This is a genomic window from Terribacillus sp. AE2B 122, assembly GCF_902497585.1.
Classification (GTDB): Bacteria; Bacillota; Bacilli; order Bacillales; family Amphibacillaceae; genus Terribacillus; species Terribacillus saccharophilus_A.
In genome coordinates this window covers 797,983-824,808 of sequence record NZ_LR700942.1, presented here as the reverse complement: position 1 = coordinate 824,808, position 26,826 = coordinate 797,983, and the positions used below count along the sequence as shown (strand labels likewise).

The window sequence follows — 26,826 nt, the reverse complement described above, 5'->3', positions numbered from 1 at the left end:
GACCGCAGTACCACTAGCGGGGGAGGAGAAGTCACAATGAGTTTAAGCCGCAATGAGAAAATGGACATGCTCCTTGAGCAGATCCAGCTAGATGAAGAAACTATCGAAGCTCATTTCAAAGAGAGTCAACTGGAGAGATTGGAAGTTGACCCGAAAGAAAAGTCCTGGCACTTTCATTTTCAATTGGCCAATCTGCTGCCTCCAACCATATATAAAATCTTTACTGCTAAGCTGACAGAAGCTTTCGCACATATTGCTGCTGTGAATTGGTCAATCCGATGTGTTACGAACACAGTGGAAGGTGACCACATCCAGGATTATTGGAAGGATTTCGTCCTAACTTATCCCAAACTGTCACCTGCTTATAAGGATCTTGTCCAAACCCAATCACCAACAGTTAACGGTAATAAGATTATGTTAACTGCCAGAAATGAAGCAGAAGCAAGTGCTTTAAAGAAAAGACTTGAACCCGCTTTTCAAACTTATTGCGAGAGAATCGGTGCTGGTCTTTATATGCTTACTGTTACCGTGCAAGAACAAAGCATGGAAGAAATGACTAAATTCCGTGAGCAAAAGGCACTAGAGGATAGTTTGCTCGTTCAGAAGGCTATCAAGGATTCTGAAGAACGTGCGAAGAAACAGGATGAGGCTCCTCAAGGTCCTGTTATGATTGGTTATGCTATTAATGACGAAATTACACTCATGCAGGATATTCAGGATGAAGAACGTCGTATGGCAGTTCAAGGATATGTTTTTGATGTGGATATTCGTGAATTGCGCTCTGGTCGCCACTTGCTCATCGCGAAAGTGACGGACTACACAGACAGTTTCCAAATCAAAATGTTCTCTAAAGGTAATGAAGATGCCGATAAATTCAAGCAGCTCAAAAAAGGCATGTGGATAAAAGCACGTGGAAGCATCCAGACAGACAACTTCACAAATGAACTGACCATGATGGCAAATGACATCAATCAGATCACTGTCACCCTTCGCCGGGATGAAGCTGAAGAAGGGGAGAAGCGTGTAGAACTGCATGCGCATACGCTTATGAGTCAGATGGATGCTGTTACATCAGCCAGCCGTTTAATTGAGACAGCAGCCAGATTCGGACATGAAAGTATCGCAATTACAGATCATGCTGTCGTACAGAGTTATCCGGAAGCCTTTGCTGCTGGTAAGAAAAATAATGTAAAAGTTATCTATGGATTGGAAGCCAACCTTGTTGACGATGGAGTTCCGATTGCATACAACAGTAAAGATATCAATTTGGAAAAAGCGACTTATATCGTATTTGACGTAGAGACGACAGGACTGTCTGCTTCCTATGATAAGATAATCGAACTGGCTGCAGTGAGGTTCCATGATGGAGAAATTGTCGACCGCTTCGAACGGTTTGCCAATCCGCACCAAAAGCTGAGTCAAACGATTATCGACTTGACTGGCATCACCGACGATATGCTCGTAGATGCACCTGAAATCGAGGATGTTTTAAATGATTTTAAAGCCTGGATGGGCGATGATGTTTTAGTTGCCCATAACGCAAGCTTCGACATGGGCTTTTTAAATCAAGGCTTCAAGCGAATTGGTTTGGAGAAAGCACCGAATGCAGTAATTGATACACTGGAGCTTGCTAGGTTCCTGTTTCCACAGCTGAAGAATCACCGTTTGAATACGCTATGTAAATTCCTGGATATCGAATTAACGCAGCATCACCGCGCAATCTACGATACAGAAGCTACTAGTTACTTGCTTTGGCGTTTATTGAAGGAAGCCTTCAATAAAGAAATCATGAATCATAACCAGCTAAATAACTACATGGGGGAAGGAAACGCTTATCAACGTTCCCGTCCATACCACTGTACAATCTATGTGCAGAATGAAGCTGGCTTAAAGAATATGTACAAGCTTGTCAGCATGTCACATGTAGATTACTTCTATCGTGTACCGAGAATTCCTCGTTCCAAGCTGGAACAGCATCGAGAAGGTTTGATCATAAGCTCAGGCTGTGACAAAGGGGAAGTGTTCGAGGCAATGATGCAGAAATCGAAGGAAGATGCAGCAGAAGCCGCAGCATTTTATGACGTGATTGAAGTACAGCCTCCAGCTAACTATTATCATTTGATCGAGAAAGAGCTTGTCCAGAATGAAGCTCATCTGTTTGACATCCTTCGCAACCTTGTCGAACTTGGCGAAGATTTGGATAAGCCAGTAGTTGCGACTGGTAATGTACATTATATTGAAGAACACGAAAAGCAGTACCGAAATATCTTGATCAAGTCTCAGAACGGTAACCCGCTCAGCAGACAGACTTTGCCAGATGTCCATTTCCGTACGACAGCTGAGATGCTTGCTTGCTTTGATTTCCTTCCTCCTGAGAAAGCGAAAGAGATCGTTGTGACAAATTCGAAGAAGGTTTCTGACATGATGGAAGATGTGAAACCGGTCAAAGAAGATCTGTACACGCCTAATATTGATGGTGCAGAGGACGAAATGCGCCAGATGAGTTATGATCGTGCCCGGAGCATTTATGGTGATACATTACCGGATATAGTCGAGAAACGAATTGAAAAGGAATTGAAAAGTATAATCGGTCATGGCTTTGCTGTTATTTATCTAATTTCGCATAAGCTAGTGAAGAAATCTCTGGAAGATGGATATTTGGTTGGGTCAAGGGGGTCGGTCGGTTCGTCCTTGATTGCGACGCTAACCGATATTACTGAGGTAAACCCGCTTCCGCCCCATTATGTTTGCCCTGACTGTAAGCATCACGAGTTCTTTAATGATGGATCGGTTGCCAGTGGCTACGACCTGCCTGAGAAAAATTGTCCGTCATGCGGTGAACCATTGAAGAGGGATGGGCAAGATATCCCGTTTGAAACTTTCCTAGGATTCAAAGGAGATAAAGTTCCCGATATCGATTTGAACTTCTCCGGAGCTTATCAGCCGCAAGCCCATAACTACACAAAAGTGCTGTTTGGAGAAGACAAAGTATATCGTGCGGGTACAATCGGAACAGTAGCAGAAAAAACAGCCTACGGTTATGTAAAAGGCTATGCCAGTGATAATCAGCTTCACATTCGCAATGCGGAAGTGGATCGTCTTGTGCAAGGAACGACCGGTGTTAAGAGAACGACCGGTCAGCACCCAGGTGGTATAATTGTTGTACCTGATGACCAAGATATATATGACTTCACACCTATCCAGTTCCCAGCAGATGACCGCAATTCAGAATGGAAAACGACCCACTTTGACTTCCACTCCATTCATGACAATCTGCTGAAGCTGGATATTCTCGGACACGATGATCCGACCGTTATCCGAATGCTTCAGGATTTGTCTGGTATCGATCCGAAGACGATACCGACGAATGACCCGGAAGTGATGAAGATCTTTTCCGGACCAGATGCATTAGGTGTGACGGCAGAACAAATAATGTGTAAAACAGGTACACTTGGTGTACCAGAGTTTGGAACGCGTTTCGTCCGCCAGATGCTGGAGGATACGAACCCGTCGACTTTTGCCGAGCTTGTCCAGATTTCCGGTCTTTCCCATGGTACAGATGTATGGCTTGGAAATGCTCAGGAATTAATCAACAGCGGTATTTGCACATTGCCTGAAGTAATCGGATGTCGTGATGACATCATGGTATATTTAATGCACAGAGGTCTTGATTCATCGCTTGCGTTCAAGATCATGGAGTCTGTCCGAAAAGGAAAAGGCCTCCAAGAAGAATGGATAGAAGATATGAAGAAGAACAATGTACCGGATTGGTATATCGATTCCTGTCTAAAAATCAAGTACATGTTCCCGAAAGCCCACGCAGCTGCATATGTTCTCATGGCTGTACGGATTGCCTACTTTAAGGTGCATCATCCAATTCTCTTCTATGCAGCGTACTTCAGTGTACGAGCTAGTGATTTCGAGCTTGATACGATGATCAAAGGGCCGGATGCAATCCGCCAGCGTATTAACGAAATCAACCAAAAGGGACATGATGCTTCTCCAAAAGAGAAGAACCTTGTGACTGTACTGGAGCTTTCCCTTGAAATGTGTGAGCGAGGCTTCCATTTCCAGCGGGTAGATTTGTATAAATCCAGTGCGACTGACTTTCTTGTTGATGGAGACAGCTTGATTCCGCCGTTCAATGCAATTGATGGACTAGGTACCAATGCTGCGCTTAATATCGTGAAAGTCCGGGAAGATGGCGAGTTCCTTTCAAAAGAGGACTTGCGTGAACGAAGCAGGATCAGTAAAACGGTATTGGAGTATATGGATCAGCATGGCTGTCTGGAAGGAATGGCTGACCAGAACCAGCTTTCGCTATTCTAACAGGATTCTTGCCTAAATAAGAAACTTGTGGTATATTATCCAATAGCGGTATTGATACGAACCAGATCAAGAGTGGGATTCCCCACTCTTTTTCATACCATGGATTCGGCATCAAGTTTGTAAGGGGAGCGCCTCTTCGTTTTTTTGTAGCAAAAAGCACATGATAAACATTGTTCCCTTGCTTCCATTTCGGGCAAGGGTTTTCTATTGAGAGGCACGCCCCAACCCATTTTTAAAGTAATATTCGCCTGAAAGCGTGCAGTAAAGGAGGAAGCATTTTGGCAGCCAATATAACGGAAGTTACGGAAAGCTATCTACAGCCGATCGTGGAAGAGCTGCAGCTTGAGTTGGTTGACGTAGAATTCGTCAAGGAAGGCAAGAACTGGTTCCTACGTGTTTATGTCGACAAAACGGAAGGCATTGATATCGAGGAGTGCGCCATCGTCTCTGAGAAGTTGAGTGCAATTCTAGATGAGAATGATCCGGTTGATCTTCCATACTTCCTGGAGGTTTCTTCGCCAGGAGCGGAAAGACCGCTTAAAACGAAACAAGCAATTACAAAAAGCATCGGTAAGACAGTACATATAAAGCTGTATGAGCCGATCGATAACGAGAAAGAGTATCAAGGTACATTGAAGGCGTTCGAAGACGATGTATTGACATTGGAAGTCATGATCAAAGCGAGGAAAAAGGAAGTGTCCCTTCCATATGAGAAAATCGCGAAGGCACGTCTGGCTGTAACGTTTAACTAAAGGGGGATATACGAGTGAGCAGCGAGCTTTTTGATGCCATTACTTATTTGGAGAAAGAGAAAGGGATTAATAAGGACGTCCTGATCGAAGCGCTGGAAGCAGCCTTGATCTCCGCTTATAAAAAGAACTTCAAGTCTGCAACGAATGTGCGTGTTGATTTGAATGAAACAACAGGGTCCATGAAAGTTTTCGCACGTAAAGATGTTGTCGAGGAAGTCGAGGACAGTCAGCAACAGATGACACTAGATGAAGCTCGTGCTGTTTCAGGTACGTACGATATCGGTGATGTTGTTGAAATTGAAGTGACACCGAAGGACTTTGGCCGTATTGCAGCGCAGGCAGCGAAGCAAGTCGTTACACAGCGTGTACGTGAGGCAGAGCGTGGTGTCATCTTCAGCGAATATGCGGATCGGGAAGAAGATGTTATGACAGGTATCGTCTCCCGCAATGATCCAAGATTCATCTACGTTGATCTTGGCAAAATCGAAGCGAAATTACCGGAAAGCGAACAGATGTCTTCTGAGAAATATGAAATACATGATCGCTTGAAGGTATATGTAACGAAAGTGGAGAACACGAACAAAGGACCAAGCATTTTCGTTTCTCGGACTCACCCAGGTCTTTTGAAGCGATTGTTTGAAATGGAAGTGCCAGAAATTTATGATGGTACTGTAGAGATTCGTTCTGTGGCACGTGAGGCTGGAGATCGTTCGAAGATTTCTGTATACGCATCTCAAGCAGAAGTCGATCCGGTCGGTTCCTGCGTTGGTCAGCGAGGTCAGCGTGTCCAAGCAATCGTGAATGAACTGAAAGGTGAAAAAATTGATATCGTTGAGTGGTCGGAAGATCCGGTTGAATACGTATCAAATGCGCTTAGTCCTTCCAAGGTCATCTCTGTTCTAGTCAATGAGGATGAAAAAGCAACAACGGTCATCGTACCTGATTACCAGCTGAGCCTTGCAATCGGGAAACGTGGTCAGAACGCCCGCTTGGCAGCTAAATTAACAGGCTGGAAAATCGATATTAAATCTGAGACTGAAGCACTTGAGCTTGGTATATTGACTAAGCAGGATGCAGAAGCAGACGACTTCGACGATTTTGACGACGAAGACACATATTGATAAGGGGCGCTGTATATGAAACAAAAGAAAGTTCCGCTTCGAAAATGTGTGGTTTCCAACGAAATGAAGCCAAAACAGGAATTGATCCGGGTTGTCCGCAGCAAGGAAGGCGAAGTCTTTGTGGATGAGACCGGCAAGAAGAACGGTCGCGGTGCGTATGTCTCCAAGGATACGGCTATCATAGAAAAAGCGAAGAAACAAGATACGCTGGCGCGCCACTTGAATACACAGATCGATGATTCTATTTATGAAGAACTTGAGCGATTAGCGAAAGGTCAGCAATCATGAGTAAAAATTATTTGAATTTGTTAGGCTTAGCTGTACGTGCCGGACAGTGCACCTTCGGAGAAGATGCCATTGTCCGGGATGTCCAGCGGCAGAAAGCAAAGCTAGTAATAGCTGCCAGTGATGTCGGTCCCCAAACCTTAAAGAAACTTCGCAACAAGACTGATTTCTACAACATCGACTTCCTGCAGGTAGAGGAGGACCGGGATCAATTATCACAAGCGATTGGTAAATCCGGCAGAGTCGCAATTGCCATTTTAGATCAAGGCTTTGCAGACAAATTGAAATCTTTGCTCACTGAATCCACTCGGAGGTGAACGTATGTCAAAGATTCGTGTTTATGAATACGCAAAAGAAAAAAACGTTTCCAGTAAGGAAATCATCACTAAATTAAAAGATATGAATATCGAAGTATCCAATCATATGTCCACAATTAATGAAACGGCAAAGGACAGACTGGATAAAAGCTTCACAGCAAAAAGCGCGGGTAGCGAGAAAGTAGCGATTAAAACGGGGAACTCAGCAAACACAACTAACTCAGCAAATAATAGCGGTCAAAACAATAAGCCTAAAAGCAAGAGTGGCGGCGGTGGACCGAACCGCAACCAACAGCAGCGTAATGGTGCTAAAAAACCAGGCAAAGGCGGACAGAACAACAACAGACGCGGCGGCCGGAACAATAACCGGAATAAAGCACCGCAGCAGAAGCGTCCTGAAATGCCGACTCCAGATAAAATTACCTTCAAAGGTTCTTTGACTGTCAGTGAATTGGCAGCAAAACTTCACAGGGAGTCCACTGAAATCATTAAGAAGCTCTTCCTTCAAGGTGTCATGGCAACGAAGAACCAGGAACTGGATAAAGATGCTCTTGAAATGATTTGTGCAGAATACGACGTCGAAGTTGAAGAAGAAGTAGATGTTGATGTAACGGATCTAGATAACTACAAAATCGAAGATAAAACAGAAGACATGCAGGAACGTCCTGCTGTTGTTACAATCATGGGACACGTTGACCATGGTAAAACAACACTACTTGATTCCATTCGTGATACGAAAGTGACGGAAGGCGAAGCTGGCGGAATCACCCAGCATATTGGCGCGTATCAAGTCGAAGAAAACGGTAAGAAAATCACATTCCTTGATACACCTGGTCACGCGGCTTTCACTAGCATGCGTTCCCGCGGTGCGCAAGTTACAGATATCGCAATCCTTGTCGTAGCTGCTGATGATGGCGTTATGCCTCAAACAGTCGAAGCGATCAACCATGCGAAAGCTGCTGAGGTTCCAATCATCATAGCAGTAAACAAAATCGACTTGGAAGGTGCGAATCCAGACCGAGTAATGCAGGAGCTTACTGAGCATGGTCTAATTCCTGAAGATTGGGGCGGCGACACAATTTTCGTCCAACTATCTGCGAAAAAACGCGAAGGTATAGATGATCTGCTTGAAATGATCTTGCTCGTAACTGAGGTTGAAGAACTGAAAGCGAACCCGAACCGTTTGGCTGAAGGTACTGTAATCGAAGCGCAGTTGGATAAAGGTCGCGGTCCTGTTGCGACATTGCTTGTTCAGAATGGTACGCTTAATATCGGTGACAGTATTGTTGTCGGTAATGCATTTGGCCGTGTACGTGCAATGGTGAATGATATGGGACGCCGTGTGAAAACAGCTCCTCCATCTACGCCAGTTGAGATTACAGGATTGAACGTCGTACCAAATGCGGGTGAACAATTCATGGTGTTTGAAGACGAGAAACAAGCTCGCCAAGTCGGTGAAGCAAGACAGCAGAAGCAAGTTGAACAAAACCGTTCCACTGGCGCACGTGTCAGCCTTGAGGATCTGTTTAATCAGATCAAACAAGGTGAAGTGAAAGACATCAACTTAATCGTGAAAGCGGACGTACATGGTTCCGTAGAAGCGATGGCAGCGTCCTTAGAGAAGATCGAAGTTGAAGGCGTAAAAGTCCGCATCATTCACACTGGTGTAGGTGCAATTACAGAATCTGATGTAATCTTGGCATCTGCTTCAAACGCGATCATCATCGGTTTTAACGTTCGTCCGGATGTTAATGCGAAAAAAGCAGCGGAATCTGAAAACGTCGATATCCGTCAGCATCGTATCATCTACAAAGTAATCGAAGAAATCGAATCCGCAATGAAAGGGATGCTTGATCCTGAGTTCGAAGAGAAAGTCATCGGACAAGCGGAGGTTCGTCAAATTATCAAAGTATCCCGTATCGGTACGATTGCCGGAAGTTATGTGACGGAAGGTAAAATCACACGTGATGCTTCCATCCGTGTCATTCGTGATGGTGTGGTTATCGTGGAGGACGAAATCGATTCCCTGAAACGATTTAAGGATGATGTACGTGAAGTTGCTACAAACTATGAGTGTGGAATCACTTTGAATAACTTCCATGATCTTAAAGAGGGCGACGTCTTTGAAGCATATGTAATGGAAGAAATCGAAAGAAAATGATTCTGGCTGCCGTTGTAGAATGTATGATCTATGACGCGCATTCTCTCAAGGATAAGCGTTCAGTTGTCAAGCGGATCACGACGCGAATTGGAGGGTCTTTCAATATCAGCATCAGCGAAGCTGACTACCATGATTTATGGCAGCGCACTTGCTTTGAGCTGGTGACGACTTCTCCTGATCGTGTTCGTGCTGAACGTGTGATGGACCAGGCGCTTGCTTTGATTGATTCTTTTCCGGAGATCGAGAGAACAGTTACTGATAAACAGTGGCTTTAGCATCCCTCCTCCGAATGATGATGAGGTGATTATATGAGTGAACTACGTGCAAATCGTGTTGCAGAGCAAATGAAAAAAGAGCTTGGTGACATTATTTCTAGAAAAATTAAAGATCCGCGAGTCGGCTTCGTAACAGTGACGGATGTTGAAGTGACTGGAGACCTGCAGCAGGCGAAAATTTACATTTCCGTTCTTGGCGAAGAGAAGCAGAAGCATAACACACTTCTTGGTCTTGCGAAGGCAAAAGGATTCATCCGTTCCGAGATCGGCAAACGCATCCGTTTGCGTAAAACGCCGGAGCTTGCATTTGAATTCGACGAAGCGGTTGAACAAGGTAATCGGATCGAGCATCTTCTTAAAGAGCTTAACGATTCTGATAGATAAGAACAACGGAGAATCCCTTCGCCCTTCATGGGAGGAAGGGATTCTTTTTTTACATAAAAAAAGGGGTGCTGGCATTGGATGGGATCCTAGCATTATGGAAACCGAAGGGGATGACTTCCCACGATTGTGTGTTCAAAGCACGCAAGATTTTACAAACGAAAAAAATCGGGCATACAGGTACGCTGGATCCAGACGTAGAGGGTGTATTGCCGCTCTGTATCGGTCAGGCAACGAAGGTCGTGCCGTATTTGACAGATACATCAAAAACTTATGTGGCTGAAATAACACTAGGAACTGCAACTGAGACGGAAGACAAAAGTGGTGAGGTTATCGAAGAAAAGCCGGTCACTGAACCGATTTCTATGCAAGCTATTGAAAAGGTACTGCAAGCGTTCACCGGAGAAATCGAACAGATACCGCCAATGTATTCTGCTGTTAAGGTAAACGGCCGTAAACTGTATGAATACGCCCGGAAAGGGGAGCACGTGGAGCGTCCAGTGCGACATGTGACGATTCACGAAATTGTTCTCGATAAAGCATCTGTAAACGAAGATGGAAGCGTGTTCCGATTTACGGTCAGCTGTTCAAAAGGTACTTATATCCGGACCTTATGTGTGGATATAGGCAAGGCTCTTGGCTACCCGGCTCATATGAGCAGTCTGGAACGGACTCAGGCTGGAGCATTTCGTACACAGGATACGATCACTTTTGCTAAAATGGAAGAGGCAATGGAAGCAGGAAATATGGAACAATTGCTGCAGCCGGTCACGAAAGCGATTGAATTTATGCCGCTGATCGAGGCAGATGAAGCAATTGAACTAAAGGTCAGGTACGGCCAGCGACTCTCGCGGCCGGCGGAAGCAGATCTCTACCGTGTGCAAAAAGCTGATCAGCTTCTCGGTATTTATGAGACACACCCTGCCTATCCACATTTACTGAAGCCAAAACGAGTATTCGTATCAGGGAAAGCAGGTGGCACAGATGCAAACGATTAAATTAAATTATTCAGAAACAATGAAACTGGATGACATGCCGGCTGTAAGTGCAGCGATTGGCTTTTTCGATGGCATTCACCGCGGACATCAAGAGGTCATCAAGCATGCAATAAATGCTGCCCAGGAAAATCAGCTGAAAAGTGCTGTTATTACCTTTCATCCGCATCCATCCGTTGTGTTGGGAAAAGCGGACACTAGAGAGGATTATCTGACACCGCTCCATGAAAAGGAAGCAATTCTGGAAAGTATGGGCATCGATTATCTTTATTTGATAGGTTTCACGAAAGAATTAGCCGGTCTTAGTCCGGAGAACTTTATCGAACGCTTTATCAATGGATTGGCAGTTCGTCATTTAGTATCGGGATTTGATTTCACATACGGAACAAAAGGTGCGGGTAATGCGGATACCCTTCAGAAAGCTGCTGAGCAGCATACCTTTACGTATGAAGCGGTAGCGAAAGTGGAAAGTGCGGAAGAAAAAATTAGTTCGACAAAAATTCGTGAGCTAGTAGCAAACGGTGATATCGCAGATGCCGTGGATTTGCTTGGTCATCCACTTACGTTGACTGGAGAAGTCATCACTGGTGATCAGCGTGGCCGCACAATCGGCTATCCGACGGCGAATATCCGTATCGCTGAGGAGTATTTCCTGCCAAAGGTAGGTGTTTATGCGGTAGAGGTACTGGTAAAAGGGAAAACATATGCCGGCATGGCGAACCTAGGCTTCAAGCCGACCTTCCAGCAGGATGCTGTCGTACCGAATTTGGAAGTGCACATCCTTGACTTCGATGAGCAAATCTATGGAGAAGATGTGACTGTCTCCTGGCGGAAATTCATTCGGGAAGAAGTCAAATTTAATGGAATTGATGCGCTTGTTGCGCAGCTGGATCGAGATAAAGAGCAAATTAGCACATATTTTGCATAGAATCATGTCCCAGAGACTTGCAATCTGTCTGTAAAAGGTGTAATCTGGACTATGGAAAACCTTCGCTTGGCAATTTGCTGCTCCGGCGATTGCTCGGGGAATGGGGTTTACAAATAGAATTTTCAGGAGGAATAACAAATGGCAATTACAAAAGAACGTAAGAATCAACTTATCGCAGAATACAAAACACATGACACTGACACTGGTTCACCAGAAGTGCAGATCGCTGTTTTAACGGAGGAAATCACTACACTTAACGAACACCTTCGTACACACAAAAAAGATCACCATTCACGTCGTGGACTATTGAAAATGGTTGGTCGCCGCCGTAACTTGCTAAACTATCTTCGCGATAAAGATGTTACTCGTTACCGTGATCTAATCCAAAAACTTGGCCTACGCCGATAAGATTGACTAAGAAGCGGGAATTTTTCCCGCTTTTTCTATAGGAGAAAACCTATTCTACATAGTGTTATAAACGGTGCCTTGTCTGGAGCATAATACAAACAAGACATGATGCAAGATAAATGAGAGGGGCTTTATTCATGGCAGATCAAAAACAAGTGTTCTCCACTGAAATTTCCGGACAGAATTTCACTGTCGAAATTGGAGAACTTGCCAAGCAAGCGAACGGCGCTTGTCTCATCCAGTACGGCGATACGTCCGTACTATCCACTGTCACAGGTTCGAAGGAACCGAAGGACTTACCGTTCTTCCCATTGACAGTAAACTACGAAGAAAGACTTTATGCAGTAGGTAAAATACCAGGCGGTTTCATTAAACGCGAAGGACGTCCGAGTGAGAAAGCAGTACTTGCTTCCCGTCTTATCGACCGTCCGATTCGTCCATTATTCCCAGACGGATTCCGTAATGATGTACAAGTAATCAGCATGGTCATGAGCGTGGATCAGGATTATTCTTCTGAAATTGCTGCAATGATCGGTTCTTCCATTGCGCTGAGCATTTCCGATATTCCATTCCATGGTCCGATCGCTGGTGTAGTAGTCGGCCGTGTCGATGGCGAATTCGTCATCAACCCTACGAAAGCACAGCAAGAGAAAAGTGACATCGACCTGACTGTTGCTGGAACAAAAGATGCAATCAACATGGTAGAAGCAGGCGCGCAGGAAGTGCCGGAGGACATCATGCTGGAAGCAATCATGTTCGGACACGAAGAGATCAAGCGACTTGTTGCTTTTCAGGAAGAAATCGCAGCTGCTGTCGGTAAAGAGAAGATGGAAGTTAAACTCTTCGATTTGGACAAGGAATTGACAGAAGATGTCAAGAACCGCTGCTACGATCAGCTGAAAGCAGCAATCGAGGTGCATGAGAAAAAAGCACGCGAAGCAGCAATCAGTGAAGTGAAAAACGAAATAGTAACGTTCTATGAAGAACAAGAAACCGATGAAGCTACGATCAAGCAAGTGAAGGGCATCCTTGATAAACTTGTGAAGGAAGAAGTTCGTCGTGCTATCACGAAGGACAAAATCCGTCCTGATGGACGCGGAGTGGACGAAATCCGTCCATTGTCTTCCCGTATCGGTGTACTTCCTCGCACACACGGATCTGCTTTATTCACACGTGGTCAGACACAGGCACTTAGTGTTTGTACACTGGGCGCACTTGGTGATGTACAGATTCTTGATGGTTTAGATACAGAAGAAACAAAACGTTTCATGCATCACTATAACTTCCCGCATTTCAGTGTTGGAGAGACTGGACCAATCAGAGGACCGGGACGTCGTGAAATCGGACATGGTGCTCTTGGTGAGCGTGCTTTGGAAAAAGTTATTCCTGATGAGAAGGATTTCCCTTATACAATTCGACTTGTATCTGAAATCCTAGAATCGAACGGCTCAACTTCACAGGCTAGTATTTGCGCAAGCACAATGGCCATGATGGCTGCGGGCGTACCAATCAAAGCACCAGTTGCAGGAATCGCAATGGGTCTTGTAGCATCTGGTGATGATTATACAATCCTTACTGATATCCAAGGTATGGAAGATGCATTAGGCGATATGGACTTTAAAGTTGCCGGTACTGAAAAAGGTGTAACAGCCCTGCAAATGGATATTAAAATCGAAGGATTAAGCCGTGAAATCCTCGAAGAGGCACTTACACAAGCACGTAAAGGCCGCCTGGAGATTCTTGGTCATATGATGTCAACAATCAGTGAACCGAAGGAAGAGCTTTCCGCTTATGCTCCTAAGATCCTGACTATGACAATTAATCCGGATAAGATCCGTGATGTAATTGGACCGAGCGGTAAACAGATCAATAAGATCATCGAAGAAACTGGCGTCAAGATCGATATCGAACAAGACGGTACTGTATTCATTTCTTCTACTGAATCTGTGAAGAATGAACTAGCAAAGCAGATTATCAGCGACATTGTACGCGAAGTCGAAGTGGGCGAAGTTTACGATGGTACAGTGAAGCGAATCGAGAAATTCGGTGCCTTCGTTGAATTGTTCAAAGGAAAAGACGGCTTGGTTCATATCTCCGAGCTTGCTGAAGAACGTGTAGGCAAGGTGGAGGATGTCGTTAAGATCGGTGATAAACTGAAAGTGAAGGTTAAGGAAATCGACCGTCAAGGGCGAGTAAACCTTTCACACAAACAGTTATTGGTCGAAGCTAAGAAAGAAAAAGAAGAGCAGGAAGCTGCAGAATAATATGTAAGAGAGAAGAAACTGGTCTAGCCAGTTTCTTTTTTTTAAACGGTTAAACATGCTATGCTTGTTCTTCCTTGTCCCATTCCCTCATAAGCTAGAGTAGAGGAGGGATGGGAATGCACCGGATTATCATTCACCTGGTCGTATTTATCACACTGCTATTTCTGCTTATCGATAGCGGGCATATGCCGTTTCAGACAGCGTCTGTCAACCATCATCCAGTTTTTTCTGATATAGCAGTACGAGCAGATGAACAGGAGCTACGGCAGGAAATAGAAGCGGTACGCAAAGAAGTCGAACAGCCGGCTGAAAATGCGCGAATCGATAAGATATGGAAAAAGGTGCCCGGAAAGGCTGGCGTCAAGGTAGATGTCGACGCTTCTTTGGAAAAGATGAAGAAGGCAGGTATATTCGATAGGGAGCTGCTTGTAGTGAAAGAAGTGGAACCTGAAATAACACTGGATGAACTTCCAGCATCGCCAATATACCGGGCCAGGGAAGATCAAGAGCAGGTTGCCTTATTAATCAATGTCTCATGGGGAGAAGATCATATTCCTGCAATCCTGCAGACATTGAAGGATGCAAATGCCAAGGCCAATTTCTTTATTGAAGGTAAATGGGCGAAAGAGCATAACCAGCTAGTCGAAATGATCAAGGAAGAAGGGCATGTCATCGGTAACCACGCATACAACCATCCCGATATGAGTCGAATGAGCAAGACCGATTCGGCGGAGCAGATAAGCCAGACGAATGAAATCATCCATGCGATTACAGGTGATAAACCAGTCTATTTTGCACCGCCTAGCGGGAGCTTTAATGATGGGACCATTCTGGCTGCCAATGACCAGGAAATGGAGACAATTCTATGGTCTGTCGATACCATAGATTGGCAAAAACCAACAGTTCCTGTTATGATGAAACGCGTGACCGAAAAACTGCATCCTGGAGCTTTCATTTTGATGCATCCTACTCCTGTTGTGGAGGCTGGGTTAGCTGATATGCTAAAAGCTATTGAAGAAAAAGGGTACAGTGTATCGACTTTGGATACGATATTGAATGAAGGAAGATAATGGTACAGCGAGTTATATTGCTGATTGGGAGGATTTAAATTTGCTGCAAACGCACACTTGCAAAAATGGACTACGAGTTGTAGTAGAAAACATGCCATCGGTACGTTCCGTAACGATCGGCATTTGGATTTTGACTGGTTCAAGAAATGAAGAAGAGAAGAATAATGGTTTGTCGCACTTTTTAGAGCATATGTTCTTCAAAGGTACGAAAAATCGTTCCGCCAAGGAATTAGCTGAAGCATTCGATGCTATCGGGGGCATGGTCAATGCATTTACCTCTAAAGAATATACATGCTATTACGCTAAAGTACTGGATACACATAAGGAATTCGCACTAGAAGTGTTAGCTGACATGTTCTTTGAATCTCAATTCTCACAAGAGGAAATTGAGAAGGAGCAGAAAGTCGTTCTAGAAGAAATCAAGATGGCAGAAGATACGCCGGATGATATTATCCATGACTGGCTGGCAGAAGCAGCTTATGGAAAGCATCCGCTTGGGTTGCCTATTCTCGGAACAGAAAGCACACTTATGAGTTTTACAAGTGAGTCTGTAAGACATTACAAAGAGTCGCATTATGTGCCGGAGAAAATGGTTATTTCTGTTGCTGGTAATGTAGATGAGTCTTTCATCAAGACTGTAGAGGACCAGTTTGGTAATTTCCAAGCTGAATCTGCTCATAAAGCGCTTCATGCACCTCCATTCACACCAAATACGATCAGCCGATCCAAGGAAACCGAACAAGCCCATTTAACAATCGGGTATCAAGGTCTGGAGCTGGATGATCCGGCAAGCTACAGTCTGACGGTTGTGAACAATGTCTTGGGCGGCAGCATGAGTTCAAGATTATTCCAGGATGTGCGGGAGGAGAAGGGCCTAGCTTATTCTGTGTTTTCCTACCATAGTACATACCTGGACAGCGGTATGCTCACTATCTATGCCGGAACTGGCAAAGAACAGTTAGATGAGCTTCAGGAAACAATTCGTCTGACGTTGGAGAAGCTGAAAGCGGACGGCATCACTGACAAAGAGTTCCGCAATACGAAAGAGCAGCTAAAAGGGAATTATATGCTTGGACTGGAAAGTACGAACAGCAGAATGAGTCGAAATGGCCGTAATGAATTGCTGCTCGGCAAGCATCCATCCTTAAATGAGTTAATCGAAAAAATCGATAACGTGACGATGGATGATGTTGATGCTGTTATCCAGCAGATATTCGGTAAGGAACAAGCAAGAGCGATTGTTGCACCAAAATAAAAGGAGCTGATCTGCTTTGCGTTTCAAGGACATAGGTGATAAAGAGATCATTGATGTGAACAATGGCGAACGTTTAGGTGTGCTTGGTCAGACTGATATAGAGTTCAACCCTGTCACAGGAAAAATCGATGCATTTCTCATTCCGAATTACAAATGGTTCGGGTTGCGCAAGGAAGGCAGCGATAATCGAATTGCCTGGGAGGAAATCCAGACAATCGGAAAACATATGATTTTAATACGGACATAAATAAGTGGCTGGGACAAAAGTGTTTTTGGCCAAACAAAAATCCGCATGATGCAAATTTCTCATTGAATTTGTATCATGCGGATTTTTTTATTCCAATCGCAAGTAAGAATCCCGCTCCGGCAAAATACTCGCTTTCCACGGCCTCAGCCTCCTCGCGGAAAGCGCAGTGTATTTTAGGAGCGGCAATTAAACATACCATTCTGGTGATTTTTCGTATCGTATTTAGGCATGAGTCACTTAGTTATGTCTCAGCCAATTTTGTGTTTACCCAATGCCCCAATTCAATCACTCCTGGCGGTAATCCTCATATTATAACTCGAAAGCAACTAATCTCATTGATGAAAAATCTAAGAAAATACGCTTTAAAGCGAGGTGAGAGTTTGACCACTGAATTGACTATCGCTGTTCTTGGCGGTGATGCCCGCTACTTGGAGATGATTCGCAGCTTACAATGCAGTGCGAATGCATCTGTATTTGCGGTGGGCTTCGAACAAATCAGTCAAAGCTTCACCGGCGGTATCCAGCGGGAATTGGAAGACATTGATCCACAGAGTCTTGATGCGGTTATTCTTCCGATTCCTGGAGTTGGCTCAAATGGACAGATCGAAACAGTATTCTCAGATAAGAATATTCAGCTGACTGAAAGCTGGATAGATCGACTTCCTAAGGATTGTGTCATTTTCACAGGTATTACAAATGACTACCTGACAGAATTATTCGAGAAACGGAATTTGCGTCTTGTTTCCTTGTTCGACAGAGATGATGTCGCAATTTACAATTCGATCCCGACTGCCGAGGGCGCTATCATGACTGCAATCAAACATACCGATTTCACCATTCATGGCTCCAATGTCGTTGTACTTGGATTCGGCCGTGTCGGTAAAAGTGTGGCAAGCAAATTCAATGCACTTGGTGCTATTGTGCAAGTCGGATCGATCCATGATGCCGATATTGCCAGGATAAGTGAAATGGGAATGCGCGCCTTTTTCCTTGATCGTCTTCCGGAAAAGGTAAAGGATACTGATATCCTGATCAATACAATACCAGCCCTTGTTGTGAAGAGAGCAATTATCGAACAGCTGCCTGTCCAGACGCTGATCATCGATCTTGCTTCCAAGCCGGGCGGAGTAGACTTCGACTATGCGAAAAAACGAGGCATTGAAGCGATCCATGCATTAAGCCTGCCTGGTATTGTCGCCCCGAAAACTGCTGGAAATATATTGTCTGTCGTCATTAAGCAAATTTTAACCAACAGCTGAAGGAGGAGTAACATATGAGTTTAGCAGGAAAAAGGATCGGTTTCGGTATTACGGGCTCTCACTGTACGTACAGTGAGATTTTTCCGCAAATCGAACAGTTGGTGAAACTTGGAGCAGAAGTGGTGCCGATTGTCAGCAACACTGTTCAATTCACTGACACGTATTTCGGGGATGCTAAGGATCATCTGCAAAAAATCAGTGATCTGACTAAAACGAAGATAATTAAAACGATTCCGGAAGCAGAGCCGTTAGGCCCTCGTGAACCTTTGGATTGCATGGTCATAGCACCGCTTACAGGCAACAGCATGTCGAAGCTCGCTAATGCGCTCACAGATAGCGCGGTACTGATGGCGACGAAGGCGACTTTGCGAAATGAGAAACCTATCGTGTTAGGAATCAGCACGAATGATGCCTTAGGACTGAATGGGGTCAACCTAATGCGGCTGATGGCAGCGAAATACATGTATTTCATCCCATTCGGACAAGATGATCCTTATAAAAAGCCAAACTCCCTTGTTGCTGATATGACAAAACTTCCTGAAACGATTGAAGCCGCATTGCAATACAAGCAGCTGCAGCCAGTGCTGGTCCAACGTTTTTCCTAAACTCCTCAAACGATAACCTATGATAGAAAAATTGTGATAGAATAGTGCTAGCGTTAAAATCAAATAGCGTACCAACCAGTATACGTATCCATTTAGATAGACAGAGGAGAGGGTTCATTCATGACACAGCAAGGTTATCATATCGCAGTAGTAGGCGCTACAGGCGCTGTAGGCCAAAAAATGCTGGAAACTCTCGCAGAACGTAATTTTCCGATCAGCGAGCTATCCTTATTATCTTCCAGCAGATCTGCTGGACAACAAATAGATTTCAATGGCAAAAGCTATACTGTGAAGGAAGCCAAACCGGAAAGCTTTGAAGGTGTCGATATCGCATTATTCTCTGCAGGCGGTTCTGTTTCCAAAGCCTTGGCACCGGAAGCAGCAAAGCGCGGAGCAGTAGTTGTCGATAATACGAGTGCATTCCGAATGGATCCGGAGGTACCTTTAGTGGTACCAGAAGTTAATGAAGATGATCTGAAGCTCCATAAAGGAATCATTGCAAACCCGAATTGCTCCACAATCCAGATGGTTGCAGCATTAGAACCGCTGAAAGAAGCTTACGGGCTGTCTCGCATCATCGTCTCTACTTACCAAGCTGTATCCGGAGCAGGAGCAGTTGCAATTGACGAATTAAAAGATCAGGCACAGCAATTCTTGAACGGCGAGGACATGGATGCAAGTGTCCTGCCAGTCAAAGGTGACAAACGTCACTTCCCGGTAGCATTCAATGCACTGCCGCAAATTGATGTGTTCCAGGAGAATGGCTACACATATGAAGAAATGAAAATGATAAATGAAACGAAAAAAATTATGCATGCAGAAGACCTTCATGTTTCGGCAACTTGTGTACGTCTTCCAGTTTTCACTTCCCACGCAGAAAGCGTCTATGTAGAGCTTGGTCAAAGCGGACTTACTGTAAAAGAAATACAGGAGAAACTTGCTGCCGCTGAAGGAATCGTGCTTGAGGATGATCCAAGTACGCAGACTTACCCAACACCGCTTTCTGCAGCTGGCAAAAAAGAAGTATTTGTAGGAAGAGTGCGCAAGGATCCAGATCATGACAACGGATTCCACCTGTGGATTGTTTCCGATAACCTTTTGAAAGGTGCAGCGTGGAATAGCGTCCAAATCGCAGAACGCTTAATCCAATATAACTTGCTTACAGTCTGAGGTGTAGAAATGAAAGTGTTAGTCCAGAAATTCGGCGGTACGTCTGTTAGGGATAACCAGGCGGAAGCCATCCAGCATATCGAAGCAGCGCTTCAAACAGGGAATAAAGTAGTGGTCGTCGTATCGGCAATCGGAAGACATCCGGATCCATACGCGACCGACTCTTTGCTGGGGTTGATTGGTTTACCTGGTGAGACGCACATATCTAAAAGGGAGAAGGACTTGCTGCTATCCTGCGGCGAGGTCATCTCTTCTGTCGTCTTTTCAAATGCTCTCAATGCAAAAGGAATCCGGTCTGCCGCATTGACTGGAGCACAAGCTGGCTTTATTACTAATGAAGATTTCACAGCTGCGAAAATCAAAGAAATGCGAGTTGAACGGATTTGGAAGGAGCTAGAGGCGCATGATGTCGTCGTCGTAGCTGGCTTCCAAGGTATGACAGAGGATGGAGAGATCACTACAATAGGCCGGGGCGGAAGCGATACATCCGCTGCTGCTCTCGGTGCTGCTCTGCAAGCGGAGTACATCGACATCTTTACGGATGTAGAGGGCATCATGACTGCTGATCCGCGCGTAGTAGAAGAAGCACGTATGCTCGATGTTGTCACGTATACAGAGATATGCAACTTGGCTTATCAAGGTGCGAAGGTGGTACATCCGCGTGCAGTTGAAATAGCGATGCAGGCAAAGGTTCCGATGCGTGTCAGATCTACAGGTTCTTTATCAGAAGGAACGCTAGTGACATCATCCAGAGACAATTTTGCAGGCAAGGATATTCCTGATCGGCTTATTACTGGTATCGCACATCTTGCTGGTATTTCTCAGATCAAGATCGAAACGGATACGGATGCTTATAAAACACAGTCTAGTGTTTTCAAAGCAATGGCCGAAGCAAATATTTCGGTGGACTTTATCAATATTTCTCCAAATGGTGTCGTCTATACAATTGCTGCCGAGCAGGTGATGCTCGCGCAGGATATCCTTCGTGAGCTTGGTCTGGAGCCGAAGGTAATCAATAACTGTGCGAAAGTATCTCTCGTCGGTGCGGGTATGACAGGTATACCTGGAGTGACGGCGAAAATTGTCCAAACATTGACCGATAAAGAAATCGATATCCTGCAATCAGCAGATAGCCATACGACTATTTGGGTATTGATTAAAGAAAAGGATCTTGTAGCAGCAGTGAATGCGCTGCATGCAACATTCGAACTTAGTCTATAAGTCATGATAATTGTTGAAGGCAGAGGAGTTTTACGATGAAATTCGGTAAAGTTATTACAGCAATGGTAACCCCATTCGATAATCAAGGTCAGATTGATTTTGATGCCACTACTCGTTTACTCGACTACTTGATCGAGAATGGAACAAACGCTGTCGTCGTAGCTGGAACAACAGGCGAATCGCCAACGCTTTCCCACGAAGAAAAACTTTCTTTGTTCCGACATGTAGTGAAAACGATAGACGGACGAATTCCAATTATAGCTGGAACCGGCAGTAACAACACACAAGCGAGTATCGAGCTTACAAAAGAAGCTGAAGAAATTGGTGTTGATGCGGCACTGATTGTTGCGCCGTACTACAATAAACCAAACCAGCGCGGATTATATGCACATTTTGAAGCAGTTGCAAATAGCACGAAGCTGCCAATCATGCTTTATAATATCCCAGGTCGCTCTGTTGTAAAGATTGAACCGGAAACTGTTATGGAACTGTCGAAGATTTCGAATATCGTTTCTGTGAAAGATTCCACTGGCGACTTGAGCAGTATGACAAAGGTCATTGCTGGTACGCCTGATGATTTTAGTTTGTACAGCGGTGATGATGATTTGACTCTGCCAGTAGCTGCTATCGGTGGTAATGGAATCGTATCTGTATCTTCCCACGTTGTCGGTAACGAGATTCAAGCTATGCTGCAGGCATATGAAGCTGGAAATATCGGAGAAGCTTCTCGTATTCACCAGCAGATCCTGCCGGTAATGCAAGGATTGTTCCAGGCGCCGAACCCGACACCAGTGAAAGAGGCATTGAATCAAAAAGGTATCGCAGTAGGCGGTGTCCGTCTTCCGCTAGTTGAACTAACGGATGAAGAAAAAGAGAATGTCAGTAAGCTATTGAAATAAATGACGAAAGAAGCAGGAGGACTCCTCCTGCTTCTTTGTTCATGTATGGTGCCTGGCTCACTGTCCATACTAAAAGCAAGTATGGAAAGGAGCTAGGAATATGGCTAAGGAACGTAACGATAATCAAGAGAATGAAAACGAAGAATCAGGCGGAAAATCCATTATTGAAAAAATCCAGCAACTCGGACAGACATCAGTTGCCCAGGCACCTGATTCCCGTGTTCATGTGCTGTCTATCATCGGTCAGATAGAAGGACATATGCAGCTGCCGCCACAAAATAAGACAACAAAATATGAGCATGTCATTCCCCAGTTGATCGCAATTGAGCAGAATCCAAAAATAGAAGGATTGATTGTGCTGATGAATACGGTCGGAGGAGATGTCGAAGCGGGTCTTGCGCTTTCGGAGATGATTGCATCACTCTCAAAGCCGTCTGTATCTATCGTACTTGGAGGAGGACATAGCATCGGAGCTCCAATAGCCGTAAGTACGGATTATAGCTTTATCGTGCCAACAGCAACGATGACAATCCATCCAATCAGGCTGACAGGCTTAGTCATCGGTGTTCCTCAAACTTTTGAATACTTGGATAAGATGCAAGATCGAGTTATAAGCTTTGTCACCTCTCATTCTTCGATAACCGAAGATAAATTTAAGGAGCTAATGTTTGCGAAAGGAAATCTCACCCGTGACATCGGTACGAATGTAGTTGGAACCGATGCAGTTTCCTATGGACTGATCCATGAAGTTGGTGGAGTACAGCATGCCATGAAAAAGCTGAATGAATTGATGGAGCAGCGGCAAGCAACCTTGAACGGGGAATTACAATGATTCTGTATACACCCCTTGCCGCAGAAGATATTTTTCCAGTTGAGGCAACACAATTTGAAGCTCATCAAATTATGCAATATAACGGAAAAACAGTTCAAGCCGAACATGTGGGTAATGGCATGTATCGTGTACATCAGTTGATGTCGACAGATCCTGCTGACTTTCTTGATGAAAACTGTGCACCAGGAAAATTGTTCTCCTTATAAATGAATACGTACGTTCGTCTTTTTGCTAGCTATGTTATACTGAATTCAGATGGCAATTGACGTATGAATTAGAAAACCCTTGTCGTTGGCAGGGGTTTTCTTTACATCTAAAGAAGTACATAAGCAATGCAAAACAAGGAGATCCCCTACAATGGCTAAACGAAAAACAAAAAAACGACAAACCAAGTTCAAGCAAGTGATGAGCTTTGAAGTAATCGGACTATTATTAGTATTTCTTGCAGTATTCGGCAGCGGCGCAGGAGCAATCAGTGATGGGGCGATACCGAACGCGCTTGAGCATTTATTCCGCTTCTTCTTTGGAAGCTGGTATTTCCTGCTTGCTATCTTTATGGGTGGGGTCGGCATCTACTTGATGGCAAGATGCAAAAAGCCGAACCTGCTTCATAAGAAGCTGATCGGATTATATGCAATTACAGCTGGTATTTTACTGTTCACCCATATTCAAGCGTTCGAGGATAAGCTGAGTCAGGTAGAACAGCCATCGATCATCAAGACGAGCTGGAACTATTATTTAGCTTATGTGCAGGATACGATTGATCCAGCGGCTCTAGGCGGTGGGATGGTAGGAGCTATCCTTTTCGCACTAAGTTATTATCTGCTGTCTGCTACAGGAGCTAAGATCATCGCTTTCTTTCTAGTGGTAATTGGTATTCTGATTTTGACCAATACGTCCCTTAGTTCCGTCGTTCAAAAGCTGTTCGCCATTCTGAGAAAAGGAGCAAGTGCTTCTTCAGATAAAATGAAAGACAAGCTTTCGGAAACAAAAGAGCGTAAAAAATCGGAACGACCACAGAGGAAGCAGAAACGTCAACAAGTATTAGCTGAGAAGGAAGAAGCAGCAGAGGCAGAACCGGAGCCTATTCATGAGGAACCAATTATCCAAGATTTCACGAATATTGCATACGCAGATCCTGAACCAGAAATTATTGAACCTAAACAAGAGAAACCAAAAGAACCAGTTGTAGAGCCTTCTTCAGATGAGAAAGAGGCACTGCCGGCGTCAGAACTGGAAAACAGGGACTATCAGCTTCCTAGCATTACGTTGCTGAAACAGCCGAAGAAGAACAGCCAGAAACAAGAACGCTCCCAGATTCAAGCTGTTGCACGTAAACTCGAGCAGACGTTCCAAAGTTTTGGAGTAAAGGCAAAGGTAAGCAAGGTACATGTCGGCCCAGCAGTAACGAAGTATGAAGTTTATCCCGATACCGGTGTGAAGGTAAGTAAGATTGTAAATCTGCACGATGATTTAGCACTTGCCTTGGCAGCGAAAGATATCCGTATAGAAGCGCCGATACCAGGCAAATCAGCTGTCGGAATTGAAGTGCCGAATAAAGAAGTGGCGAGCGTGTCGCTGCGAGAGGTGCTGGATAATAGTCAGGTAAAAACAGGCTCCAAGCTGAGTTTTGCTCTTGGGCGTGATATATCAGGTGAATCTGTTGTGGCAGAACTTAATAAGATGCCACATTTGCTTGTTGCAGGGGCTACCGGAAGCGGGAAAAGTGTATGTATCAACGGCATCATAACAAGCATTCTGATGCGTGCTAAGCCACATGAAGTGAAGATGATGATGATTGATCCGAAAAAAGTAGAGCTAAATGTCTATAACGGTATTCCTCATTTGCTGACACCAGTCGTGACGGATCCGAAAAAAGCTTCCAGAGCATTGAAGAAAGTTGTAGCCGAGATGGAGCGCAGATATGATCTGTTCTCTGATTCTGGTACTAGAAACATTGAAGGTTATAATGCCTATATTCAAAAGCAGAATGAATTGAATGATGAAGAGCAGCCTTTCCTGCCATTCATTGTTGTGCTAGTTGATGAGCTTGCCGATTTAATGATGGTCGCTTCTAGTGAAGTAGAGGATGCCATTACCAGATTGGCACAGATGGCACGTGCAGCAGGGATCCATTTGATTATCGCTACCCAGCGCCCATCAGTTGACGTTATCACTGGTGTTATCAAGGCAAACATTCCGTCACGTATCGCCTTTAGCGTAAGTTCTCAGATAGATTCCCGTACGATTCTGGATGGCGGAGGTGCTGAGAAGCTGCTTGGTCGAGGAGATATGCTGTTCATCCCAGTCGGTTCTTCCAAGCCAACTCGTATCCAAGGTGCGTTCCTTTCCGATGAAGAAGTGGAGAATGTCGTTAATCACTGTATCGAACAGCAGAAAGCACAATATCAGACAGACATGATTCCGGATGAAGAAACTGAAGTACAGTCAGAGGTTGAGGATGAACTTTATCATGACGCTGTATTCCTTGTAACAGATATGCAAAGTGCCAGTGTTTCCATGCTGCAGCGCAGATTTCGCATCGGTTATACGAGAGCAGCACGTCTGATAGATGCTATGGAAGAGCGTGGAGTAGTAGGACCATATGAGGGGAGCAAACCGCGACAAGTGTTAGTTTCTAAGTCAGCGGAGGACAAACTATTGTAGGACATAATTTTTCAAGAAAAGCACCAAAAAGTAGTTGAATCACTCAAAAAAAAACGAGAATATTCGTGTTTTTTGTAAAATAAGTATTTATTTTCTGTAAAAAGCATGTTATATTATGTTCGAGTGAAGCAGATTTAGTAATTATGTCCTATTAATCTACTAATTATGTATCAGGCTTCAACTTAGTTATCAATCTATATTTGGGGGTTTCTATCTTGAAAATGCGTCGTTATGCAGTACTTTTAGGTTTGCTTCTTATCGTTGGCGTCGTGCTTAGTGCATGTGGGTCCGGCGATAGCTCCGAGCAGGGCGGAAGCGACAGCAACAGCTTCAAAACAGCTATGGTTACAGATACTGGCGGTATTGATGATAAATCATTTAACCAGTCTGCTTGGGAAGGTCTTACACAGTTTGGTGCAGACAACGACCTAAAAGAGAAAGAAGGCTATGACTACCTTCAATCTAACAGTGCATCTGATTATGCAACAAACTTGAATCGCCTTGTGCAATCCAATACGGATCTGATTTTCGGAGTCGGGTTCAAACTTGCAGAGGATATCACTAAAGTTGCAGATCAGAACAAAGAAACGCATTTTGCCATCATTGACTCCGTCGTAGAAAAAGATAATGTAGCGAGCATCGTATTTGAAGAGCAGCAAGGCTCATTCCTAGCAGGTGTAGCTGCAGCGACGAAATCTGAATCCGGTAAAATCGGCTTCGTTGGTGGAGAAGAAAGTGAATTGATCAAGAAGTTTGAAGCAGGATACGTAGCAGGTGCGAAATCAGTCAATAAAGATATCGAAGTGGATGTACAGTATGCTGGTTCCTTCGGTGCTCCTGATAAAGGTAAGTTGATTGCATCCAACATGTATAACTCTGGCGTAGATGTTATCTATCATTCTGCCGGAGGTACAGGTAACGGTGTATTCGCACAAGCAAAAGATTTGAAAAACAATGATCCAGAAGGAAGCTACTGGGTAATCGGTGTTGACCGTGACCAGTATGATGAAGGCCAAATCGGAGATAACAACGTAACATTGACAAGCATGCTGAAAGCTGTTGACGTTGCTGTAGCCGATGTCGCGCAGAAGTCCAAAGATGGCAACTTCCCTGGTGGAGAAATCGTATCTTATGGTTTGAAAGATGATGGAATCGGTATTGCAGAAACAAATGAAGAAGCATACACAGACGATATCAAAACAGCTGTAGACGAATGGAAACAAAAGATCATCGATGGTGATGTGACTGCTCCAACTACGGATGACGAACTGAAAGCATATGTAGATTCTCTATAAGAAACCAGAAGGGCTAGAGTAGGTACTCTAGCCCTTTATAAAAAAATCTTCAACTGAAGCGTCTTTTAATTAGACAATTCCCCGCTTCAT

24 protein-coding genes are annotated in these 26,826 nt (G+C 44.4%); all 24 read left to right on the top strand.

What is annotated here, in order from left to right; genetic code table 11:
• Positions 1 to 36: 36 nt before the first annotated feature.
• The 24 genes from AE2B122_RS04175 (at position 37) to AE2B122_RS04060 (ending at position 26,736) form a co-directional block, all read left to right on the top strand.
• Positions 37 to 4,329: a PolC-type DNA polymerase III gene (locus AE2B122_RS04175; protein WP_175073169.1), complete on the top strand. Its 4,293-nt coding sequence runs from the start codon at positions 37 to 39 to the stop codon at positions 4,327 to 4,329.
• Between the two features lie 278 nt (positions 4,330 to 4,607).
• Entirely contained in the window at positions 4,608 to 5,081 is a 474-nt protein-coding gene (gene rimP / locus AE2B122_RS04170) for a ribosome maturation factor RimP (protein WP_095217689.1), read from the top strand.
• A gap of 14 nt (positions 5,082 to 5,095) precedes the next feature.
• Positions 5,096 to 6,202, top strand: coding sequence for a transcription termination factor NusA (gene nusA, locus AE2B122_RS04165; protein WP_095217690.1), 1,107 nt, complete (start codon positions 5,096 to 5,098; stop codon positions 6,200 to 6,202).
• Between the two features lie 15 nt (positions 6,203 to 6,217).
• Positions 6,218 to 6,490 carry an RNase P modulator RnpM gene (gene rnpM, locus AE2B122_RS04160; RefSeq protein WP_095217691.1) on the top strand — a complete coding sequence of 91 codons (273 nt, stop codon included), beginning with the start codon at positions 6,218 to 6,220 and terminating at the stop codon, positions 6,488 to 6,490.
• On the top strand, positions 6,487 to 6,804 hold the full coding sequence (locus AE2B122_RS04155; protein WP_095217692.1) for a ribosomal L7Ae/L30e/S12e/Gadd45 family protein: 318 nt from the start codon (positions 6,487 to 6,489) through the stop codon (positions 6,802 to 6,804). The genes rnpM and AE2B122_RS04155 overlap by 4 nt, the downstream gene beginning before the upstream one ends.
• Positions 6,805 to 6,808: 4 nt before the next feature.
• The gene (gene infB, locus AE2B122_RS04150; RefSeq protein ID WP_095217693.1) at positions 6,809 to 8,965 is read left to right on the top strand and encodes a translation initiation factor IF-2; all 2,157 of its coding nucleotides are present in this window, start codon (positions 6,809 to 6,811) and stop codon (positions 8,963 to 8,965) included.
• The gene (locus AE2B122_RS04145; RefSeq protein WP_038560303.1) at positions 8,962 to 9,240 is read left to right on the top strand and encodes a DUF503 domain-containing protein; all 279 of its coding nucleotides are present in this window, start codon (positions 8,962 to 8,964) and stop codon (positions 9,238 to 9,240) included. Before infB ends, AE2B122_RS04145 begins: the two co-directional genes overlap by 4 nt.
• A gap of 33 nt (positions 9,241 to 9,273) precedes the next feature.
• Positions 9,274 to 9,624, top strand: a complete 351-nt coding sequence (gene rbfA, locus AE2B122_RS04140; RefSeq protein ID WP_095217694.1) for a 30S ribosome-binding factor RbfA — start codon at positions 9,274 to 9,276, stop codon at positions 9,622 to 9,624.
• Between the two features lie 65 nt (positions 9,625 to 9,689).
• Positions 9,690 to 10,619 carry a tRNA pseudouridine(55) synthase TruB gene (truB, locus tag AE2B122_RS04135; protein WP_371809495.1) on the top strand — a complete coding sequence of 310 codons (930 nt, stop codon included), beginning with the start codon at positions 9,690 to 9,692 and terminating at the stop codon, positions 10,617 to 10,619.
• The gene (locus tag AE2B122_RS04130) at positions 10,606 to 11,544 is read left to right on the top strand and encodes a bifunctional riboflavin kinase/FAD synthetase (protein ID WP_095270225.1); all 939 of its coding nucleotides are present in this window, start codon (positions 10,606 to 10,608) and stop codon (positions 11,542 to 11,544) included. The genes truB and AE2B122_RS04130 overlap by 14 nt, the downstream gene beginning before the upstream one ends.
• 138 nt (positions 11,545 to 11,682) lie before the next feature.
• Positions 11,683 to 11,952, top strand: a complete 270-nt coding sequence (gene rpsO, locus AE2B122_RS04125) for a 30S ribosomal protein S15 (RefSeq protein WP_095217697.1) — start codon at positions 11,683 to 11,685, stop codon at positions 11,950 to 11,952.
• A gap of 137 nt (positions 11,953 to 12,089) precedes the next feature.
• Positions 12,090 to 14,216 (top strand): polyribonucleotide nucleotidyltransferase, encoded by a 2,127-nt coding sequence (locus AE2B122_RS04120; RefSeq protein WP_175073167.1) that lies wholly within the window; start codon positions 12,090 to 12,092, stop codon positions 14,214 to 14,216.
• A 116-nt stretch (positions 14,217 to 14,332) separates the two neighbouring features.
• Positions 14,333 to 15,286, top strand: a complete 954-nt coding sequence (locus AE2B122_RS04115; RefSeq protein WP_254593407.1) for a polysaccharide deacetylase family protein — start codon at positions 14,333 to 14,335, stop codon at positions 15,284 to 15,286.
• A 40-nt stretch (positions 15,287 to 15,326) separates the two neighbouring features.
• On the top strand, positions 15,327 to 16,541 hold the full coding sequence (locus AE2B122_RS04110) for a pitrilysin family protein (RefSeq protein WP_175073297.1): 1,215 nt from the start codon (positions 15,327 to 15,329) through the stop codon (positions 16,539 to 16,541).
• A gap of 16 nt (positions 16,542 to 16,557) precedes the next feature.
• The gene (locus AE2B122_RS04105) at positions 16,558 to 16,788 is read left to right on the top strand and encodes a YlmC/YmxH family sporulation protein (RefSeq protein WP_038560328.1); all 231 of its coding nucleotides are present in this window, start codon (positions 16,558 to 16,560) and stop codon (positions 16,786 to 16,788) included.
• A gap of 380 nt (positions 16,789 to 17,168) precedes the next feature.
• Positions 17,169 to 18,047, top strand: a complete 879-nt coding sequence (gene dpaA / locus AE2B122_RS04100; RefSeq protein ID WP_254593406.1) for a dipicolinic acid synthetase subunit A — start codon at positions 17,169 to 17,171, stop codon at positions 18,045 to 18,047.
• Between the two features lie 14 nt (positions 18,048 to 18,061).
• Positions 18,062 to 18,652 (top strand): dipicolinate synthase subunit B, encoded by a 591-nt coding sequence (dpaB, locus tag AE2B122_RS04095; protein ID WP_038560334.1) that lies wholly within the window; start codon positions 18,062 to 18,064, stop codon positions 18,650 to 18,652.
• A 120-nt stretch (positions 18,653 to 18,772) separates the two neighbouring features.
• The gene (locus tag AE2B122_RS04090; protein WP_175073164.1) at positions 18,773 to 19,822 is read left to right on the top strand and encodes an aspartate-semialdehyde dehydrogenase; all 1,050 of its coding nucleotides are present in this window, start codon (positions 18,773 to 18,775) and stop codon (positions 19,820 to 19,822) included.
• 9 nt (positions 19,823 to 19,831) lie between these two features.
• Positions 19,832 to 21,043: an aspartate kinase gene (gene dapG, locus AE2B122_RS04085; RefSeq protein ID WP_175073163.1), complete on the top strand. Its 1,212-nt coding sequence runs from the start codon at positions 19,832 to 19,834 to the stop codon at positions 21,041 to 21,043.
• 35 nt (positions 21,044 to 21,078) lie between these two features.
• Entirely contained in the window at positions 21,079 to 21,942 is an 864-nt protein-coding gene (gene dapA, locus AE2B122_RS04080) for a 4-hydroxy-tetrahydrodipicolinate synthase (RefSeq protein WP_175073162.1), read from the top strand.
• A 100-nt stretch (positions 21,943 to 22,042) separates the two neighbouring features.
• On the top strand, positions 22,043 to 22,774 hold the full coding sequence (locus tag AE2B122_RS04075; RefSeq protein WP_095217704.1) for a ClpP family protease: 732 nt from the start codon (positions 22,043 to 22,045) through the stop codon (positions 22,772 to 22,774).
• Positions 22,771 to 22,980 (top strand): YlzJ-like family protein, encoded by a 210-nt coding sequence (locus AE2B122_RS04070; RefSeq protein ID WP_095217705.1) that lies wholly within the window; start codon positions 22,771 to 22,773, stop codon positions 22,978 to 22,980. The genes AE2B122_RS04075 and AE2B122_RS04070 overlap by 4 nt, the downstream gene beginning before the upstream one ends.
• 151 nt (positions 22,981 to 23,131) lie before the next feature.
• Positions 23,132 to 25,441 (top strand): DNA translocase FtsK, encoded by a 2,310-nt coding sequence (locus AE2B122_RS04065; protein WP_175073161.1) that lies wholly within the window; start codon positions 23,132 to 23,134, stop codon positions 25,439 to 25,441.
• 215 nt (positions 25,442 to 25,656) lie between these two features.
• Positions 25,657 to 26,736: a BMP family protein gene (locus tag AE2B122_RS04060; RefSeq protein WP_095217707.1), complete on the top strand. Its 1,080-nt coding sequence runs from the start codon at positions 25,657 to 25,659 to the stop codon at positions 26,734 to 26,736.
• The last annotated feature ends 90 nt before the right edge of the window (positions 26,737 to 26,826 follow it).

Bases quoted from the DNA above. Each gene is read 5' to 3' on its own strand.
- AE2B122_RS04175 (WP_175073169.1), top strand. From the start codon at position 37: ATGAGTTTAAGCCGCAATGAGAAAATGGACATGCTCCTTGAGCAGATC.
- rnpM (WP_095217691.1), top strand. From the start codon at position 6,218: ATGAAACAAAAGAAAGTTCCGCTTCGAAAATGTGTGGTTTCCAACGAA.
- AE2B122_RS04155 (WP_095217692.1), top strand. From the start codon at position 6,487: ATGAGTAAAAATTATTTGAATTTGTTAGGCTTAGCTGTACGTGCCGGA.
- infB (WP_095217693.1), top strand. From the start codon at position 6,809: ATGTCAAAGATTCGTGTTTATGAATACGCAAAAGAAAAAAACGTTTCC.
- AE2B122_RS04145 (WP_038560303.1), top strand. From the start codon at position 8,962: ATGATTCTGGCTGCCGTTGTAGAATGTATGATCTATGACGCGCATTCT.
- rbfA (WP_095217694.1), top strand. From the start codon at position 9,274: ATGAGTGAACTACGTGCAAATCGTGTTGCAGAGCAAATGAAAAAAGAG.
- AE2B122_RS04130 (WP_095270225.1), top strand. From the start codon at position 10,606: ATGCAAACGATTAAATTAAATTATTCAGAAACAATGAAACTGGATGAC.
- rpsO (WP_095217697.1), top strand. From the start codon at position 11,683: ATGGCAATTACAAAAGAACGTAAGAATCAACTTATCGCAGAATACAAA.
- AE2B122_RS04120 (WP_175073167.1), top strand. From the start codon at position 12,090: ATGGCAGATCAAAAACAAGTGTTCTCCACTGAAATTTCCGGACAGAAT.
- AE2B122_RS04115 (WP_254593407.1), top strand. From the start codon at position 14,333: ATGCACCGGATTATCATTCACCTGGTCGTATTTATCACACTGCTATTT.
- dpaB (WP_038560334.1), top strand. From the start codon at position 18,062: ATGAGTTTAGCAGGAAAAAGGATCGGTTTCGGTATTACGGGCTCTCAC.
- AE2B122_RS04090 (WP_175073164.1), top strand. From the start codon at position 18,773: ATGACACAGCAAGGTTATCATATCGCAGTAGTAGGCGCTACAGGCGCT.
- dapG (WP_175073163.1), top strand. From the start codon at position 19,832: ATGAAAGTGTTAGTCCAGAAATTCGGCGGTACGTCTGTTAGGGATAAC.
- dapA (WP_175073162.1), top strand. From the start codon at position 21,079: ATGAAATTCGGTAAAGTTATTACAGCAATGGTAACCCCATTCGATAAT.
- AE2B122_RS04075 (WP_095217704.1), top strand. From the start codon at position 22,043: ATGGCTAAGGAACGTAACGATAATCAAGAGAATGAAAACGAAGAATCA.
- AE2B122_RS04070 (WP_095217705.1), top strand. From the start codon at position 22,771: ATGATTCTGTATACACCCCTTGCCGCAGAAGATATTTTTCCAGTTGAG.
- AE2B122_RS04065 (WP_175073161.1), top strand. From the start codon at position 23,132: ATGGCTAAACGAAAAACAAAAAAACGACAAACCAAGTTCAAGCAAGTG.